Annotated in this window: 21 protein-coding genes, 1 pseudogene and 1 riboswitch; of the genes and pseudogenes, 6 read left to right on the top strand and 16 right to left on the bottom strand. The window is 64.0% G+C overall.

The genetic code is table 11. From position 1 onward, the window contains the following. Positions 1-138: 138 nt before the first annotated feature. From ACSKB9_RS28685 to ACSKB9_RS28665, 5 genes are all read right to left on the bottom strand, one after another. On the bottom strand, positions 139-312 hold the full coding sequence (locus ACSKB9_RS28685; RefSeq protein WP_168857994.1) for a hypothetical protein: 174 nt from the start codon (positions 310-312) through the stop codon (positions 139-141). A gap of 137 nt (positions 313-449) precedes the next feature. Beyond that, positions 450-632, bottom strand: a complete 183-nt coding sequence (locus tag ACSKB9_RS28680) for a hypothetical protein (protein ID WP_028334711.1) — start codon at positions 630-632, stop codon at positions 450-452. Between the two features lie 83 nt (positions 633-715). Continuing rightward, positions 716-1,642: a DMT family transporter gene (locus tag ACSKB9_RS28675; protein WP_438077318.1), complete on the bottom strand. Its 927-nt coding sequence runs from the start codon at positions 1,640-1,642 to the stop codon at positions 716-718. 43 nt (positions 1,643-1,685) lie between these two features. Continuing rightward, entirely contained in the window at positions 1,686-2,366 is a 681-nt protein-coding gene (locus tag ACSKB9_RS28670; protein WP_438077316.1) for a transglutaminase-like domain-containing protein, read from the bottom strand. 157 nt (positions 2,367-2,523) lie between these two features. Then, positions 2,524-2,745 carry a hypothetical protein gene (locus ACSKB9_RS28665; protein WP_438077314.1) on the bottom strand — a complete coding sequence of 74 codons (222 nt, stop codon included), beginning with the start codon at positions 2,743-2,745 and terminating at the stop codon, positions 2,524-2,526. 223 nt (positions 2,746-2,968) lie between these two features. On the opposite strand from ACSKB9_RS28665, the gene ACSKB9_RS28660 reads away from it, so the two are divergent. Next, positions 2,969-3,223 carry a hypothetical protein gene (locus tag ACSKB9_RS28660; protein ID WP_057016138.1) on the top strand — a complete coding sequence of 85 codons (255 nt, stop codon included), beginning with the start codon at positions 2,969-2,971 and terminating at the stop codon, positions 3,221-3,223. Between the two features lie 97 nt (positions 3,224-3,320). On the opposite strand, the gene crcB is transcribed toward ACSKB9_RS28660, so the two are convergent. The 4 genes from crcB to ACSKB9_RS28640 all read right to left on the bottom strand — a co-directional run bounded on the left by crcB (position 3,321) and on the right by ACSKB9_RS28640 (position 4,406). Beyond that, complete coding sequence (gene crcB, locus ACSKB9_RS28655; protein WP_438077312.1) at positions 3,321-3,707, bottom strand: fluoride efflux transporter CrcB; 387 nt, start codon at positions 3,705-3,707, stop codon at positions 3,321-3,323. Continuing rightward, entirely contained in the window at positions 3,704-3,877 is a 174-nt protein-coding gene (locus ACSKB9_RS28650; RefSeq protein WP_225161321.1) for a hypothetical protein, read from the bottom strand. Before ACSKB9_RS28650 ends, crcB begins: the two co-directional genes overlap by 4 nt. A 68-nt stretch (positions 3,878-3,945) precedes the next feature. Next, positions 3,946-4,007: riboswitch (Fluoride riboswitch) on the bottom strand. Positions 4,008-4,069: 62 nt separating this feature from the next. Further along, positions 4,070-4,192, bottom strand: coding sequence for a hypothetical protein (locus ACSKB9_RS28645; protein WP_256521238.1), 123 nt, complete (start codon positions 4,190-4,192; stop codon positions 4,070-4,072). Between the two features lie 37 nt (positions 4,193-4,229). Next, positions 4,230-4,406, bottom strand: coding sequence for a hypothetical protein (locus ACSKB9_RS28640; protein ID WP_438077309.1), 177 nt, complete (start codon positions 4,404-4,406; stop codon positions 4,230-4,232). Positions 4,407-4,584: 178 nt separating this feature from the next. On the opposite strand from ACSKB9_RS28640, the gene ACSKB9_RS28635 reads away from it, so the two are divergent. Then, on the top strand, positions 4,585-4,836 hold the full coding sequence (locus tag ACSKB9_RS28635; RefSeq protein ID WP_438077307.1) for a hypothetical protein: 252 nt from the start codon (positions 4,585-4,587) through the stop codon (positions 4,834-4,836). Positions 4,837-4,862: 26 nt separating this feature from the next. On the opposite strand, the gene ACSKB9_RS28630 is transcribed toward ACSKB9_RS28635, so the two are convergent. From ACSKB9_RS28630 to ACSKB9_RS28620, 3 genes are all read right to left on the bottom strand, one after another. Then, on the bottom strand, positions 4,863-5,003 hold the full coding sequence (locus ACSKB9_RS28630) for a hypothetical protein (RefSeq protein WP_157347178.1): 141 nt from the start codon (positions 5,001-5,003) through the stop codon (positions 4,863-4,865). 57 nt (positions 5,004-5,060) lie between these two features. Then, positions 5,061-5,216, bottom strand: coding sequence for a hypothetical protein (locus ACSKB9_RS28625; protein WP_438080440.1), 156 nt, complete (start codon positions 5,214-5,216; stop codon positions 5,061-5,063). Positions 5,217-5,420: 204 nt separating this feature from the next. After that, the gene (locus tag ACSKB9_RS28620) at positions 5,421-6,143 is read right to left on the bottom strand and encodes a TetR/AcrR family transcriptional regulator (RefSeq protein WP_438080438.1); all 723 of its coding nucleotides are present in this window, start codon (positions 6,141-6,143) and stop codon (positions 5,421-5,423) included. Positions 6,144-6,258: 115 nt separating this feature from the next. Here ACSKB9_RS28620 and ACSKB9_RS28615 point away from each other — a divergent pair, with 115 nt between their 5' ends. After that, positions 6,259-7,470, top strand: a complete 1,212-nt coding sequence (locus ACSKB9_RS28615) for a cytochrome P450 (protein ID WP_438077305.1) — start codon at positions 6,259-6,261, stop codon at positions 7,468-7,470. Between the two features lie 85 nt (positions 7,471-7,555). Here ACSKB9_RS28615 and ACSKB9_RS28610 read toward each other — a convergent pair whose 3' ends face one another. Then, on the bottom strand, positions 7,556-8,368 hold the full coding sequence (locus tag ACSKB9_RS28610) for a response regulator (RefSeq protein WP_028334701.1): 813 nt from the start codon (positions 8,366-8,368) through the stop codon (positions 7,556-7,558). Between the two features lie 270 nt (positions 8,369-8,638). Between ACSKB9_RS28610 and ACSKB9_RS28605 the strand changes: the two genes are divergently transcribed. Then, positions 8,639-8,842: a NepR family anti-sigma factor gene (locus tag ACSKB9_RS28605; RefSeq protein ID WP_018269610.1), complete on the top strand. Its 204-nt coding sequence runs from the start codon at positions 8,639-8,641 to the stop codon at positions 8,840-8,842. Next, positions 8,842-9,391, top strand: a pseudogene (locus ACSKB9_RS28600) (sigma-70 family RNA polymerase sigma factor). Before ACSKB9_RS28605 ends, ACSKB9_RS28600 begins: the two are co-directional and overlap by 1 nt. Positions 9,392-9,479: 88 nt before the next feature. On the opposite strand, the gene ACSKB9_RS28595 reads toward ACSKB9_RS28600, so the two are convergent. Continuing rightward, the gene (locus tag ACSKB9_RS28595) at positions 9,480-12,386 is read right to left on the bottom strand and encodes an EAL domain-containing protein (RefSeq protein ID WP_438077302.1); all 2,907 of its coding nucleotides are present in this window, start codon (positions 12,384-12,386) and stop codon (positions 9,480-9,482) included. A gap of 216 nt (positions 12,387-12,602) precedes the next feature. Here ACSKB9_RS28595 and ACSKB9_RS28590 point away from each other — a divergent pair, with 216 nt between their 5' ends. Beyond that, the gene (locus tag ACSKB9_RS28590) at positions 12,603-12,968 is read left to right on the top strand and encodes a methylamine utilization protein (protein ID WP_438077300.1); all 366 of its coding nucleotides are present in this window, start codon (positions 12,603-12,605) and stop codon (positions 12,966-12,968) included. Positions 12,969-12,988: 20 nt separating this feature from the next. Here the strand turns inward: ACSKB9_RS28590 and ACSKB9_RS28585 are convergent, their stop codons facing one another. After that, on the bottom strand, positions 12,989-13,972 hold the full coding sequence (locus tag ACSKB9_RS28585) for a hypothetical protein (RefSeq protein ID WP_057016179.1): 984 nt from the start codon (positions 13,970-13,972) through the stop codon (positions 12,989-12,991). Positions 13,973-14,476: 504 nt separating this feature from the next. Continuing rightward, a complete protein-coding gene (locus tag ACSKB9_RS28580) occupies positions 14,477-15,505 on the bottom strand; it encodes a cytochrome-c peroxidase (protein WP_057016131.1) in 1,029 nt (342 codons plus the stop codon). Positions 15,506-15,536 lie beyond the last annotated feature (31 nt).

The raw sequence follows: 15,536 nt of genomic DNA, 5'->3' as shown, positions 1-15,536 counted from the left end.
CGTGGTGATGCCGGTCGCGCCCTGCTCTTTTCTGGTGTGCCGCAAACGATGCGTCAGCCGGCCTGTCGCTCACCGGTCGCAATCGAAAAATCTGAAACCAATGGCCCGGTCCTCCCACTCGCGAGAGGACCGTCCGCGTCAGGCATTGTCGTTCGATGGCATGTCCTGGGATCGAACAACCGTCACTTCACGGCAGGACGGGCAACGACCGACGTGAAACTTGATTCCGGTTGTCTGGTCGTCGACGAGCATCAATTCGCTCAAGGGCTCACCGCATTTGCAGGTGACCGTTTTCTGATCGGCAAAGTACATCTGACGTCCTCCATAAGCCTGGAGATTTCTCGTCTTCGGGGCGAGCTTGTTTGCGCCGTGCTCGCCCCCTCGCTTCCGCTCCTTCTCGGTCGATCAGATCCGGGCCATCCGGATTGGTGGGTGTGAACTCCAAGCGCTTATTTCGAAGCGGATTTCGCCTTCCGTGACTCCGCGGCTTCGCGCGCCTGCCGCTCGGCCTTGAGGCGCTGGAAGTTGTCGTAGAACGCCTTCTCGTTGGCGCGATGCTCCTTCATCGCCTGCGATGCATCTTGCTGACGCTGCGCATCACGGTCCTTGCGCTGCTGGGGAGTAAGATTCATGCGACCTCCGACTAAGCTCTTGAATCAACGCTGGATTCAACGCACGAGACCCGAAATGGTTGCACCTTGGGAAGGAACCGGATCTATTTGCGCAGGCTGGCCCAGACGCCGCCGAGGATCAAAAGGCCGCCGACCAGATGGATCGGCTTCGGCGGCTCGCCGAGGATGATCCAGGACAGCAGCGCACTCGCGATCGGTGCGACGTAGAGCACCAGCGAGCTCCGCACCGAGCCGAATCTGGCGCCGAGCCAGGCGAAGCCCGCATAGGCGATCAGGCCGGGCACGAGGCCGGCGAAGACATAGGCCTCGAACGCCCGGGTGTTGAACACCTCCGCCGGCGCAGCCCACATCTCCCGGAGCGCCGGCGGCAGCGAGCACAGCGCGCCGGCCGCCGAGAACAGGCTGACCCGCGCCAGCAGCGAGGCGCGCGGCGCGACGCGCGACTGCAGCAGCGTGTAGCCGGACCAGCCGAGCATCGCGCATACCACCAGGAGATCGCCCCAGGCCGCGCTCGATTGCGTCAGCGTTTCCAGATGACCGCCCGAGACGATCAGGAGCGCACCGCCGAGCGCCAGCGCCGTGCCGAGCCATTGCAGCGGACCGATATGCTCGATGCCGAGCGCCGCCGAGATCAGCAGCACCATGATGGGCGACAGCGCGAAGATCAGCGCGATGTGGATCGCGGTGGTCGTGATGCCGGCGATGTAGACCGGGCCGCCGCACAGGAACATGCCGAGGAAACCGGCGGCAAGGATCGGCCAGAGGTTCTGCGCCAGCGGGATCTTGCCGTCGCGGATCGCTGCGATCGCAAACGGCGCGAGGCCGATGGCGATGATGCTCCAGCGGAAGAAGGCCAGCGAAAACGGCGGCACCGAGCCGGCAAGCCCGCGCGCCAGAACCTGGTTGGAGGCCTGCCCGACCGCGACCAGGATGAAGCCGGTCAGCGCGACCGCGTCCTCCCAGCCCTTGGCGGGGCGGCTGACCTGCGCTTTCGGCGGCTCCGCATCCATGACACCGCCCCCTCAGCCGGCGCGCGATCGGTTCACACGTCCGCTACTGCTCGGCCGCCTCGCGCTCCATGTCGCGGCCGGCGAGATCCTCGCCCTGCATGTTGGCGTATTCGCGCGCCATCTCGCGCATCAGGAATTTGGCGGGGACGTCGTGATAGCTGCCGTGGTCATTGACATACTGCATGTAGGCGCGCCCTTCGCCGTCGAAGGGATGCAGCAGTGCGTTGGCGTGGCCGTCGAAATCGAGCGGCTTGACGCCGAGCTTGGCGCACAGCGTGTCGTTGAAGGTCGGGGTCGCCTTGCGCCAGGCGCCATCGACGAACACTTCGGTGAAGCCGTGCCAGGTGAACAGGTCCGAGCCCATGCTCTGGCGCAGCTTCTCGGTGGTGAGATGGTTGCGCACATCGGCGAAGCCGACACGCGCCGGGATGCCGTGGACCCGGCAGGCCGCGGCATAGAGCGCCGCCTTGCCGACGCAGTAGCCGTTGCCGGCGGCGAGCACGCTGGAGGCCCGGTAGCTCTCGGGCGAGCGCATGCTGACATAGGGGTTGTAGCGGATGCCGTCGCGCACCGCGGTGTAGAGCCGGCGCGCCTTGTCGCGCGCGCTGGCGTCAGACGGAACGGCGGCGCGGGCGAACGCCTCGACGGCGGGATGGTCGCTGTCGACATATTCGCCGGGGTCGGTGTAGAGGCGGCTGATCGTATCGGGGAGATGCTCGGTCATGGCGCAAGCTTAGCAAGCCATGTGCGCAGTTCAATGCAGCACGTGCAGCCCGTCCCGCAGCCCTGCCCCGCTCCGATTGAATCGAAACGGGGCTCTGGATTTTAGTTTTGACGCGTTTTCTTCAGGCGAACCGGTGCCCACGTCGCTCGAAAACACGCTAGTTCTTGAAGTGTTCGTCCAACTGCGGCGGCGGGTAGCTGCGCCGCCTCGCCTTGAAATATTCACGCGCGAAATGGATGCCGATCCCGATCAGAAACGGCGGCGCAAGCGCGGCGGCGATCATCAGCGCGGTGATCGACTTCGGCGTCAGAATGTCCAGCACCATCGACGCCAGCAGCCACAGCGTGGCAGCAATCACCGCGACGTCGAGGTGCTTCATTCCCCGGTCTTTCCTTTGGTTCCTGGCTTCCATCCGGGTTCCATCCTACCGGCTGGTCCGGGACGCGCCAAGGATTCCGGGCGGCAGACGGTACCTCCAGCCCTACACTTTTTTGGAACGGCGCTTGCGCCGGCCACGTTGGTGCAGAAGTCGCCACGTTGGTACAGAAGTCCTGGATCCAGGATCAAATCTTGATCCGGATCCGCCGAGCACGGAGGCCGCGATGGGCAACTCCAGTGACATCCACAGCGGCGTCGACCATCCCGCCAGCCGGAACGGCGTCAACGATCCCGTCGACGGCGTCGATGTGAAGCGAACCTTCAACGACAACCAGACGCCGCACGAACGTGCGCAATGGGCCGCCGATGTGCGCGCCGACGCCACGCCGAAGCGCGGCGAGCCGTTCCTGCCCGAAGCGCTGCGACGGCCGCCAACCGCACCGCTCAATCCACGCACCGGCCGCCGCGCGACTGACTAAAGCGCGATGAGATTAGGTTGAATCGTCATCGCGCCTTAGCTCTTTGTTTGAGCATGATCTTTTCGGAAAACCGCTTCGCACTTTTCCGGATCATGCTTTAGGCTGTGAACGCCCGCACCAGCAGCAGGCCGCCGAACAGCGCGAAAATCGAGAGCGCGACGGAGGCCGCGATGTAGGTGCCGGCCGACCATAGCTCGCCGCGCTGCATCAGCACGATCGCATCGAGCGAGAAGGTCGAGAAGGTGGTGAAGCCGCCGCAAATGCCGACGGTGAGGAACACCCGCATCGCCTGGCTCGCATTCCAGCTCAGCGCGAACGCTTCCGCGAAGACGCCGATCAGGAATGAACCCACGATGTTGATCACCAGCGTGCCCCAGGGAAATTCCGTGCCGACCAGGCGCCCCGCGCCGATCGCCACCAGATAGCGCGCGACCGATCCCAGCGAACCGCCGATCGCGACCGCCGCCAACAACTGAACGTTCAATGCTCCACCTTTCCGGCTCGCCATTCGACGAAGCCCGCCACCAACCCAAGCACGAAGGTCGCCGCGACCAGCTCGCCCGGCGCGCCGACCAGCAGGGCGACGACACCGACGAGCCAGATCGACCCGACCAGCGACAATGCGATTGAGAGTGAACCAGGAAGACCCGTCATGCGCTGTCCCTTCTCATTCGCGGGACACGGCGGGTCGGCGGTGGCGCATGCTCCTACCGACGCTGTCGCGCCCGGTAGGAGTCAGTCAGCCTTGCGGCGGTTATCGGGGGACTCCATCCCCATCAACATGGGAATGGTAGGCGGGTGGAGCGGCGGGAGCAAGTGGGCCGTTCCGCCGTTTCGCTTCTCGGCTCAGCCGGCCGTCGACAGCATCGCGTTCAATTCGACGGCTGTCCGCAGTTGCTCGATGCGCGCGACGATCTGCTCGCGTTCGGCACCGCGCGGCAATTGCGCGAGCCGGCTTTCAAGTCGCACGCGGTGTTCCTCGAGGCGCTGCTCGAATGTGTGGGGTTCAGATCGCTTCCGCTTTTGAATTGTCCTCTGCATTATCGACCTTTGGCGGTTGAAGACCTGGGCTGTTGGCCCAGCGGTCCAGTTGCTCGATGACTTTCGCGTGGCTCGGACGCCGCGGTTTCGGGGCTTCCGGCTCCTCGGATAGCTTGCGGGGAAGCTTGACGTGGTTGGTCATGGCATCTCTCCACCGACATAACGGGATGGGCAGCCGAAGCGTTCCTTTATTTTTATCTAAGCTATTGATTTCATTTGTTAAATTTACTCAATCAACGTTTTTGTCTCAATCGATGGAACCCCACGCGAGTTTGGCGGTTTAGCGAATTACTCAACAAGCTAAGTCTGGGTGCTTTGCGATGAATGAGCTTCGCGCTGAACGGCTTCAGGTCATGCTGTCGCCGGAGGAGTTGGCAGCCCTCGACGATTTCCGATTCAAGCACCGCATGCCGACCCGCGCTGCGGCGGTCCGCGAGCTGCTCAAGCTCGGTCTGGCCGGCGGTGGCACCGATGGGGCAGCAGGAGTGAAATCGAGCGATTACGGGGTGTTTGACCGGGAACCGGATGGGCACACCCAGAGCGACGCGCCGCAAGAGGCGCAAGAGGATTGACGGCGCGTTGGCGCAGACGTGGCGGTTCAGCCCGCGGCGAACAGATCCACAATAGCCTTCAGGCTGCACACCACGAGGGCCGACGTGAACATCGCCGTGCCGAGATCTGCGAGATAAAGCAGTTGCGCCCTCTGCTCCGCATCAAGCCGCGCGATCGCCTTGCGCATGGCCAAGCTCCCTTTTCGGGAGAACGCGATGCACCGATGTCCGTTCCTTCGCCTGCATCAGGCCCGCTGCAGCGCCAGCGTCACGCCGCCGAGCGTCAGCACCATGGCGCCGATCTCGCGCAGGCCCAGCGGCTCACCGAGAATGATCGCGGCCGACACCACGCCGATGACCGGCACCAGCAGCATGCCCGTTGACGCCGATGTCGGCGGCAGGCGGCGCAGCGTCTCAGCCGAACGCCGTCACACCACCAGGCAGAGAAAGCCCACCGTTCGATCGCGATGCGTCGTATCCATGGGCGGCGCTTAGCAGGCGAACGCACGGGATTCCACATCGCTTCGCGTATGAGGGGCGCGTGGCGTATGCAGGGACGCCTGCACGCGCGAATAACCGGGCGTGGAGTTTCGGACACCGCTCCGTCAGGCGAAGGTGCCGATCGTGATCCGCGGCCAGCCGTCGCTTTTCCGCGCGGCGGCAAGCCTGGCCGTCCAGGCATCAATCAGGCTTACGATGAGCAGGCGGCCGGTGCCGCGCATGTCGGGCAGTTTCATGGTCGGCGTGCCGAGCGTGAGCGCGACCACGCCGTGGGTCGCCGCCAGCAGCGCGGTCGCGAGCCGCTGCGGCAGGCCAGGCGCCGGCTCGGCGCCATGTGCCGCCAGATATTCCCGCACCGAGATCACGAACAATTCGTAGCTGCGGCGCGCGATCTCAGTCTCGCCGAAATAGACGCCGTCGGGCAAACGGCGGTCCTCGATCGTACCGGACATCGAGAACAGCGAGCGGAAGTGATCGGGATTGTCGGCCCAGTAGTCGAGATAGGTTTCCATCACGCGCCGCAGCCGCAGATCGCTGTCGGCCGACTCCGCGCGCACCCGCTCGAGGCGTTCGGCGACCGCCTCGAGATTCTGCTGCTTCACCGCGAGCAGCAGCAGCAGCTTGGTCGGGTAGTATTTGAGGACGGTGCCCTTCGAGTAGCCGATCGCGTCAGCGATCTTCTGGATCGATACGGTCTCCAGCGTGCCGGCGGCGAACTCCTTGCGCGCGGTCTCGAGGATCAGCGCCTTCAGCGCCTCCTTGTCAGCCTCCTGGCGCGCCCTGCGCTGAAAGCGCCGTGCGCCTTTGGCTCGCTCCACGATCGACATCCCCATCTGCCTCGCGCCTCCATGCCGCGCACCCGCCAAGATGGCAACCCCGCCCTTGCAATATGCGAGTTAATTGACTATGGTCAATTAACTAATGACAGGACGGGAGGATCCGATGAGCGCCCATGCGAGCCCACTTGCCGGCGAAATGGTCCGCAGCGATTTCGATCCGTTCAGCGCGGCGACGCGGGCCGATCCCTACGGCACCTATGCGGAGCTGCGCGCCGCAGCGCCGGTCATCCGCCTCACCAGATATGACATCTGGGCGGTGCCGCGCTTTGCCGAGGTCAAGACGATCTTCGGAGACCATGTCAATTTCAGCAACGCCGGCGGCGCGGGACTTGCCAACCACTTCAAGGAAAAGCCGTGGCGGCCGCCGAGCATCGTGCTGGAAGCCGATCCGCCGCTGCACACGCGAACCCGCGCGGTGCTGGCGCGGATCCTCTCGCCCGGCGCGATGCGGCGGCTCGCGGATGATTTCAAGGCGAAGGCCGCAACGCTGATCGACGGGCTGGTCGAGCGCGGATCGTTTGACGCCATCAAGGACATCGCGGAGGTGTTTCCGGTCAGCGTGTTTCCCGACGCGCTCGGCATCGACCAGGAGGGCCGCGAGAACTTCCTGACCTATGGCGCGATGGTGTTCGCCGGCTTCGGGCCCGAGAACGACTATTTCCGCAACCTGATGCAAGAGGCGCCGCGGGTGCTGCCGTGGGTCGCGGCGCGCTGTCAGCGCGAGGCGCTGCGCCCGGGCAGTTTCGGCGCGCAGGTCTATGAGGCGGCCGACGCCGGGGAGATCAGCGCGGAGGAAGCTCCGCTGCTGGTGCGTTCGCTGCTCTCGGCCGGGCTCGACACCACGATCAGCGCGATCGGCATGGCGCTGTACACGCTTGCGCGCCATCCCGAGCAATGGTCGCTGCTTGCGGAAGATCCGTCGTTGTCGCGCGCGGCATTCGACGAGACGCTGCGCTTCGATTCACCGGCGCCGTTCGTGTTCCGCACCACGCCGCATGACACCGAGATTGCAGGCGTCAGGATCGGCAAGCACGAGAAGGTGCTGCTGCTGCTCGCCTCCGCCAACCGCGACGAGACGCGCTGGGAGCATGCCGACCAATTCGACGTCAGACGGCGGCTCTCCGGACACATGGGCTTCGGCGTCGGCATCCACGGCTGCGTCGGGCAGATGGTGGCGCGGCTGGAAGCCGAGGCCGTGATCACAGCGCTCGCCAGCCGCGTCAAACGGCTCGAGATTGCAGGCCCCACAGCCTTCCGCGACAGCTCGGGCCTGCGGGCGCTCAGCACGATGCCGGTCTGCGTGACGCCGCAATAGCGTCGCCATCGAAGGCTTGCTCAAAAAAAAGCCGGCGTACCTTTCGGTACGCCGGTCTGGATTTTGCCGCTTGCGTAAATTCAGCTCATGCCGAGGCGGCGCGCGGCGAGCGGTTGCGCGAGTTGCGCTGGAAGAACAGCGCCTGGCTCGCCACCGCCGACACCATCGCGGGCTGGAACGGCTTCGAGATCAGGAATGCCGGCTCCGGCCGCTCGCCGGTCAGGAAGCGCTCGGGATAGGCGGTGATGAACACCACCGGCACCTCGAAGGTCCGCAGCAACTCGTTCACGGCATCGAGGCCCGACGAGCCGTCGGCGAGCTGGATGTCGGCGAGGATCAGGCCGGGCTTCTTGTTCTTGGCGAGCGCCACCGCGTCGGAATGCGTGCGCGCAACGCCGATGACGTTGTGGCCGAGATTCTTCACCAGGCTCTCGAGGTCCATGGCGATGAAGGTCTCGTCCTCAATGATCAGGACGTCGGTGGCGATCTCGGCGGCCATCTCGCGGCCGGCGGCATCGGTGAGCTTGCGCGTCTCGGCGATATCGGTGCCGAGAATGTAGCCGACCTCCTCCTCCGAGAAGCCCTCGAGCGACAGCAGCAGGAAGGCCTGGCGCGGCAGCGGCGTGATGTTCGACAGCCGACGCTCCGGCGGCAGCGACAGCGTCGCCACGTCGGCATTGTCGTTGTTGTTCACCGACACCGAATTCCAGATCTGGGTGAACAGCCGAAACAGGCCGGCGCGCGGCCCGTGGGTCTGATCCAGCAACGATCCATCCTGCAACAGGGCCTCGAGCATGGCCCCGACATAGGCGTCCCCCGACGCCTGATTTCCGGTCAGTGCGCGAGCGTAACGGCGCAACAGCGGAAGGTGTTCGGCAACGATCTGCGATCGGGACATTCCCACTCCATCCTTGTTCGTGAGGCCTGGCGGCCTGAAACCCGTTGTCTGGGGGCGGCAGAATCCAGTTCTGGGACGACCCCGGTTCCCCTGCATCGCCGACTACGCGCGAAAGCCGAAAAAGTTCCACGAAATAGTTCCAGCATTCCGGAACTTTCTGCGCAACTTTGCATTAGCTCCAGACCGACGAGGCAACGCGGCCAGCCTCTTTTTTCGAGGAAACGACTTGGAAATCAGAGACTTAACTCCCGGGGAAGCGTGGATCACATCATGAAGGAAGTAAAGAAGCAGGGCGGTCTCAACGCCGAGATTCAATCGAGAATCGGCCACCAGCTTCGCGCCATGTACGATGACGTGGTGCGACAGGGCGTACCCGACCGCTTTGCGGAGCTGATCCGCAAACTCGACGGGCCGGAGGCTGCGGCGGCGGCCGTCGCCGGGGGCGATACCGACAAGAACAATGGAGGGGACTAATGCCTCTCACGAATGAACTTCGCGACGATATCCTTGCGTCGGTCCCGAGCCTGCGCGCGTTCGCGATCTCGCTGTCCGGTAATGGTGACCGCGCCGACGATCTGGTGCAGGAGACCCTGCTGCGCGCGATCGCCAACATCGAACTCGTTCCAGCCCGGCTCGAACCTCCCCGCGTGGCTGTTCACCATCCTGCGCAACCTGTTTCGCTCCGACTACCGGAAGCGGCGGCGCGAGGTCGAGGATGCCGAGGGCAATTATGCCAAGACGCTGAAGAGCCAGCCTTCGCAGGCGGCGCATCTGGAGTTCGAGGAATTCCGCGCCGCGCTCGAAAAGCTGCCGCAGGACCAGCGCGAGGCGCTGATTTTGGTCGGCGCGTCCGGCTTCTCCTACGAGGATGCCGCGGCAATCTGCGGCTGCGCGGTCGGCACCATCAAGAGCCGCGTCAACCGCGCGCGATCGAAGCTCTCCGCGCTGCTCTATGTCGACAGCGCCGAGGATTTCGGCCCCGACAACACCGTGCGTGCCGTGATCGGCGGCAATGGCGGCTAAGCGCGACCACGGCGATAGATGAGAAAAGGCGGCCCGAGGGCCGCCTTTTTATATTGGCCTGCAAGGCCCGGTGACGCTGAGCGCGCCGTCAGCTGGCCATCGCCTTGACGGACGCCGGCTTGAAGCCGTTTCTCAATTCGAGGATCTTGGCTGCTATTTCGGTCACCGGGACCGGGTGACTGAACAGGAAGCCCTGCGCCTCGTTGCAGCCTTCGGCCCGCATATGATCCAGCTGCTCGACGGTCTCGATGCCCTCCGCGATCGTGGTCATGCCGAGGCTTCTGCCGAGGCTGATGACGGCGCGGACGATCGACTTCGATCCATGCGTCGCGGTCGCATCGCGCACGAAGGATTTGTCGATCTTGAGCTTGTCGAACGGGAAGCTGCGCAGATAGCTCAGCGAGGAATAGCCGGTACCGAAATCATCCAGCGCGATGCGCACTCCCTGCGCCTTCAGCTTGTGCAGCGTTGCAAGCGTCTCGTTGCTGTTCGCGAGGAACACGGACTCGGTGATTTCGAGCTCCAACCGGCGCGGCGACAATTTTGACGTCGCGAGCGCGCCGACGACGACGTCGGTGAAGTCGGCATCACGAAACTGGACCGCGGATACGTTGACCGCGAGCTTCATCTCGCTGGGCCAGGTCGTCGCCTGTTCGCAGGCGCGATTGAGCACCCATTCTCCCAGCGGGCCGATCAGGCCGATCTCTTCCGCGATCGGGATGAACTGGTCCGGCGGCACCAGCCCGCGCTTGGGGTGATGCCAGCGCAGCAGCGCCTCGAAGCCGCAGATGCGGTCGAGATGGAGATCGTAGAGCGGCTGGTAGAACAACGAGAACTCGTCCTTGACCATCGCCTCGCGAAGGTCGAGCTCGATGGCCCGACGCCGCTGCAGGCTGGCGTCCATCGCAGGCTCGAAGAAGCGCCAGGTGCCGCGGCCTTCCATCTTGGCGCGGTACAAGGCGACGTCGGCGTTCTTCAGCAGTTTCTCGCCGGTGGTGCCGTCACCCGGCGACATCGAGATGCCGACGCTGCACCCGACGACGACGCGATGCCCGTTCAACTCGTACGGCGCACCCACGCATTCCACGATGCGGCGCGCGAGGCGTTCGGCCTCGTCTCCGCCCTGAACACCGCACTGGATGACCGCGAACTCGTCGCCGCCCAAACGCGCGACGGTGTCGACCTCACGGACGCAGGCGTTGAGCCGGTCCGCGACCGCGCACAGCAGTTCGTCGCCGACCGGATGCCCGAGCGTGTCGTTGACCTGCTTGAAGTTATCGAGATCGAGGCAGAACACCGCGAAGCCGAGTCCGCGGCCGACCTGCGCAACCGCCAGCTCGATCCGCTCGGCCAGCAACGTCCGGTTCGGCAGCTTGGTCAGGGCATCGTGCCGGGCCATGAACGCGATCTGCGATTCTGCCCGTTGCTGTTCGGTGACGTCCTCGCAGGTGACGAGCCAGCCGCCATCGGATGTCGGCCGTTGCGCGATCGCAATGATCCGTCCATCGCTGAGATGCTGCAGATAATTGCCGTCGTGCAGGGCCATCGACCGCTCGCGCTCCGCCAGCAGGTCGGTGACGGTCCGCTCCCCGTGATTGCCCGCGGCGATGCTCAGGTCGAGCACCTCCTCCATGGTCATTCCGGGAACGACAAGCTCCGGCGATATATCGAAGATCTCGCAGAACCGGCGGTTGGCGACCTGCAGCCGCGCCTCGCTGTTATAGAGGCACAATCCTTGCGACATGTGCGTGAGCGCCGCGTCGAGCCGCAGATTGGTTTCATGCAGCTCGGCCTTCTGCTGCTTCAGCGCGGAGATGTCGCTGTAGACGAGAACGACGCCGCCCTCCTGCGTCTCGCTGCGGCTGACGCGCAGCCAGCGTCCATCCGCAAGCTGCGCCTCGCTCGCAAAGCCATCAATGTCACCGTCGGTCGGCGCCAGCGTGGCGGCATCGAGCGGATTCGACCGCAGGAGCTGCGGCGAGAGACGGATGAATTCACTCGCGCGCGAGTTGGCCAGCGCGACCTGGCCATCCGCGTCGAGCAGCACGACGCCCTCACGCGACGTTTCGAGCGCATCGGAAAGCCGTGCCTGCGCCGAGCGGCGTTGCGATACTTCTTGATTGACCATCCGCCGGATGTTGTCGCGCATCGTTTCCATGGCGGTCAGAAGCGTGCCAAGCTCGTCGGTCCCGCCCTTGGGGATGGTCGCGTCGAGGTCGCCGCCGGCGATGCTTCGCGCGGCCCGCGATGCGATCGCGACCGGTCCGATAATGCGGCGCGCCAGCAGCCACGAAAACAGCGCCGACAGAAACAGCGCGACGGTCAGCCCGGCCACGTTGAGCTGCAGGTCCCGCTTGATTGTCGAGAGCGCCTTTTGCCTGAACAGGAAGCCATCGCCGGCCGTATAATTGACCAGCAGCTCGACCTGCTGACTGACGATCTTGGAGTAGCGATCGACATCGCCGACCGTCGCACCCGGTGCGCGCGGATCGGCCGCCGCGCTGCCCTCCGTGGACGATCCGATCGCGCGCCGGTGCAGCGCCATCCAGGCGTCGGCGGCTTCCTGAACCTTAGCGGCGGCTTGCGCAGCGCGCGAGGATTGCGACCGATCGGCAGCAATCGCCAGGTCTTCCGAGAGCGCCTTCGCGAGCTTTTCAATCTGGCCATCGAGATTGGCGCGGATCTCCGGATCCGTGGTTAGCAGGCGTTGCGACGAGGCGACCCGCATCGCGGCGAAATCCGCACCGGCCGCACGTGCATAGTTGATCGACATCAGGGATTCGTCGAACGTCTTGGCCACCAGATCGCCGGCATGGCGGATGCCGAGGATGGAGTACCCGCCGAGGGCGACCGCAACGGCGCTCATCGCAAGGCAGAAAATCAGAATCTGGCTGCGGATCGAACCCTTGGTCAGGGCAAGACGCGAAAGGCGGCCGGCCGCGAACCGAAAGGCCGCACCGCTCTTTACCTTGAGGTTGCCAAATAGGCTGTCCATGCCCGCGTTCGCCGTAGTGCTCGATACTCAAGCTACGCAGAAACGCGCAGCACTGCGGAAAATAACTGTCTGCTCAAAATTGCTTTAGTAGTGACTGGAACTCATGCTGAAATCGTTAAGATCAGCCGGCGATAATCCCCCTTACAGGTAATCCGGGAGCCACATTTGCAGCCCGGGATAGCCGATATTTGGTGTTCGAGGTTCATCGGGGGTCTCATGCAGTCAGGCTTGTTGCGCGCCTTGCGCCTGGGCCAGTTCGGCCGCGTGCCGTTTGCGGCGGCGATCGTCACTGGAGCGCTTATTGGAGCAGCTTTGGGCGCAGCCCCTTATGTCATTTCGCAGAAGGATCGTGAATTCAAACCCGCGCAGATCTCGATCAAGCGGGGTGAGATTTTACGGTTCGTTAACGATGACGGTGAACTGCTGCATCACGCTTATTTGAGCACTGATACGTTCAGCTTCGACTCCGGCGACCAGCAGCCGGGCAGCAAGTTCGACGTCACCTTCTCGGTGCCCGGCGACTACACCGTGCTGTGCGGCATTCACCCGAAGATGAAGCTCGCCGTCCACGTCGCCAAATAGCCGCCCCAGGCGGCGGCGATCTACAGGACCGACGTCTTGAAGATCGCGGCGTGGCCGAAATAGTAGACGAACAAGGTCACCGACAGCGCGGCACAGAGTGCGACCGGGGCAAGCCACGGCGCACGACGGTCGCGCGACAACACCTTGTTGTCGGCGACAATCGCTAGCAGGACAGCGATGATTGCCGAGTGTCCGATCGTGTCGATCTTGCCGAATTCGAAGCACGCGCTGATGAACATCCCCGTCAGCACGGTTGCGGCGCAGCGCCGGATCAGCGGCGTCCAGATCAGGGCAAAGGCAAGCGTGAATTCCACCATGCCGGCGGCGCGCATGTAGAACTCGTTGTCGAAGCCCAGCGTCATCGCGGAATGCTCGATCAGCAGCGGGAAGCTCCACTCCGGATAGGCCCATTTTTCGACCGAGGCCCACATCAACGTCACCGCGGCGGCGTAGCGCATCACGTCGATCGGCCGGATTCCGAACAAATCCTTGTTCAGCCCAACCAGCGCAAAATAGGCGGCAACACCGAGAAAGATCGGGTAATCGGCGAGGTGAAAGACACCGTAGTCGCGCACACCGATCCCGAACAGGACCACCATCCCCGCCGCCGACAGCGGCAGCGTGCGGCGTGACAGCATCCCGGCAGCGATCGCAAGCTGCAGCGCGCCGACATACGGCGACGTCGTCTTCAACTCGGGCGTCAGCAGGATGCCGCCCACGGCCCAGATCGAGATGAAGAAGAACCCGCACACGGCGCGCATCATCAATTCGGTGCGCAGCCGCAGCCCCTCGGTGACGCGGTCCATCACCCGGATCGTGGCGTCACCCAGCGAGGTGGGCTCGATCAGGCAACCCGCAAACAGCCAGAAGATGGCGACGCCGAGCAGCAGCTCGAAATCCAGGCAAAGGACATTCTCGAGTCCGCGGGGCTGGCCGGCGACATCGTAGGCACAAAACCATTTGACATGTGCCTCGGCACTGCGCGCGGCGACGACACAAAACAGAACCGCTGCAAGGCACGTGGCGAAAAAGGAGCGCACCGCCGAGACGGTATCTCGCGCCCATCCACTAAACATTGAACCAACCGCCCACACACTTAAGGACTTGTTTAACTTATATCAAATTTTAAGCTTTGCGCCTGCCGGGACATCCCGTGGTTGCATTGTGGTTAATCGTGGCGGGCGAGCCCCCGGCCTGTCCCTTAGTGCAGTCTTTACAGCCGGTTGCCTCAAATTTTAGCTAATTCCGGCACGGGAGCTCAATTCAACTGTCGTAGTGAAATCCGGACAAATCGGATCGGGAGGCCGGTACAGTGTTCGGAGCGTTGAGCGTCGTAAGTATCGGGGTGGGGTCGGCCCTCGCCTATGTGACAAGATCGTCCGCTGCGCGCACAGCGACCCTCGAGACCTGCGCGGGCGCATTCGTGATCGTGGGGCTCGGCCTCCTGGGCGCGGCGCTGCCGCACCTGTCCTGAAACGAACCTCGTTCTGAACCGCGTTGAGCCGAGGTCAGCGCGGCAGTTTGGGGACGCCTGCCACCGGCGGGGCCGTCGCGGTCAGGGTTTGCAGGAAGGCGATGAGGTCGTTCTTCTCGTCTGCCGTCAGGGACAGCGGCTTGATGTCGGGCGATCGGCTCGGCCGATCGATCCCACCCTTGTTGTAAAGCTCGATGACATCTTCCAGCGTTGCCACCGATCCGTCGTGCATATAGGGCGCGCGGCGCGCGACGTCGCGCAATGTCGGCGTCTTGAACGCATATTTCAGCTTCGCCGAGGTCGGAAAGAAACGGCCGCGCCCGATGTCATGGCCCTTGGCGGTGCCGATATCCTGGAAGGATCCGTCGGAAAACGACGGGCCGCTGTGGCAAGCCGAGCAACGTGCCTTGCCGTTGAAAAGCTCAAAGCCGTGCTGGGCTGATTTGCTGATGGCGGTGTCGTCGCCCTTGATCCAACGGTCGAACGGAGCCTCGCCTGCGACGATGGAGCGCTCGAAGGTCGCCAATGACGCCTCGATCCTCGGCCGCGTGATCGCGCCGTCTCCGAATGCGTGGGCGAAGGCATCGACATAGCCGGGGATCGCCGAAAGTCGCGCAATCAATTCCGGCTCGGTCATGTTCAGGTTCGCCGGACTGAGGATCGGCCCGAACGCAACGGATTCCAGATCCCTGAACTTACCGTCCCATCCCAGCGGCTCGAAGAAGGCCACATCGATCAATGTCGGCGAGCGGATCGGCAGGCCCTTGGGATCCTCACCGATGGCGCGCGGAAGGCCATCGGCCCATGAAAGGGATGGCCTGTGGCAACTCGCGCAGGAGTGTGTCTTTGACCTCGACAGCAGCGGATCGAAGAACAGCAGTTGCCCAAGCGCGGATTTCGCCTCCGAATAGGGATTGCTGCTCGGGAACGGAACGACGTCCGGCCTCCGATAGCTGGCACGGATTGTCGCAGGGTCGCCGGGCGGCGCTGCCGGAGTCAAGGCAAGCGACAGCCCTACCGGCAAAACTGCCGCGAGCAAGGTCAGGCTGACCCAAAGCCTCATCGGGGTCCTCAGACGGTATCCTGCTCGGTAT

The sequence above is a fragment of the Bradyrhizobium sp. BR 1433 genome (genome assembly GCF_051547665.1).
GTDB lineage: Bacteria > Pseudomonadota > Alphaproteobacteria > Rhizobiales > Xanthobacteraceae > Bradyrhizobium > Bradyrhizobium australafricanum.
Note: the sequence above shows the minus strand (reverse complement) of the source record. Positions and strands in the feature narration are given on the sequence as shown.

What these genes read in the sequence shown, in the direction of transcription:
- ACSKB9_RS28680 (WP_028334711.1), bottom strand. Translation starts at nt 632, where the DNA reads ATGAATCTTACTCCCCAGCAGCGCAAGGACCGTGATGCGCAGCGTCAG.
- ACSKB9_RS28665 (WP_438077314.1), bottom strand. Translation starts at nt 2,745, where the DNA reads ATGAAGCACCTCGACGTCGCGGTGATTGCTGCCACGCTGTGGCTGCTG.
- ACSKB9_RS28675 (WP_438077318.1), bottom strand. Translation starts at nt 1,642, where the DNA reads ATGGATGCGGAGCCGCCGAAAGCGCAGGTCAGCCGCCCCGCCAAGGGC.
- ACSKB9_RS28610 (WP_028334701.1), bottom strand. Translation starts at nt 8,368, where the DNA reads ATGTCCCGATCGCAGATCGTTGCCGAACACCTTCCGCTGTTGCGCCGT.
- ACSKB9_RS28660 (WP_057016138.1), top strand. Translation starts at nt 2,969, where the DNA reads ATGGGCAACTCCAGTGACATCCACAGCGGCGTCGACCATCCCGCCAGC.
- ACSKB9_RS28650 (WP_225161321.1), bottom strand. Translation starts at nt 3,877, where the DNA reads ATGACGGGTCTTCCTGGTTCACTCTCAATCGCATTGTCGCTGGTCGGG.
- ACSKB9_RS28630 (WP_157347178.1), bottom strand. Translation starts at nt 5,003, where the DNA reads ATGCGCAAGGCGATCGCGCGGCTTGATGCGGAGCAGAGGGCGCAACTG.
- ACSKB9_RS28635 (WP_438077307.1), top strand. Translation starts at nt 4,585, where the DNA reads ATGAATGAGCTTCGCGCTGAACGGCTTCAGGTCATGCTGTCGCCGGAG.
- ACSKB9_RS28595 (WP_438077302.1), bottom strand. Translation starts at nt 12,386, where the DNA reads ATGGACAGCCTATTTGGCAACCTCAAGGTAAAGAGCGGTGCGGCCTTT.
- ACSKB9_RS28670 (WP_438077316.1), bottom strand. Translation starts at nt 2,366, where the DNA reads ATGACCGAGCATCTCCCCGATACGATCAGCCGCCTCTACACCGACCCC.
- ACSKB9_RS28605 (WP_018269610.1), top strand. Translation starts at nt 8,639, where the DNA reads ATGAAGGAAGTAAAGAAGCAGGGCGGTCTCAACGCCGAGATTCAATCG.
- ACSKB9_RS28580 (WP_057016131.1), bottom strand. Translation starts at nt 15,505, where the DNA reads ATGAGGCTTTGGGTCAGCCTGACCTTGCTCGCGGCAGTTTTGCCGGTA.
- ACSKB9_RS28640 (WP_438077309.1), bottom strand. Translation starts at nt 4,406, where the DNA reads ATGACCAACCACGTCAAGCTTCCCCGCAAGCTATCCGAGGAGCCGGAA.
- ACSKB9_RS28620 (WP_438080438.1), bottom strand. Translation starts at nt 6,143, where the DNA reads ATGTCGATCGTGGAGCGAGCCAAAGGCGCACGGCGCTTTCAGCGCAGG.
- ACSKB9_RS28590 (WP_438077300.1), top strand. Translation starts at nt 12,603, where the DNA reads ATGCAGTCAGGCTTGTTGCGCGCCTTGCGCCTGGGCCAGTTCGGCCGC.
- ACSKB9_RS28685 (WP_168857994.1), bottom strand. Translation starts at nt 312, where the DNA reads ATGTACTTTGCCGATCAGAAAACGGTCACCTGCAAATGCGGTGAGCCC.
- ACSKB9_RS28615 (WP_438077305.1), top strand. Translation starts at nt 6,259, where the DNA reads ATGAGCGCCCATGCGAGCCCACTTGCCGGCGAAATGGTCCGCAGCGAT.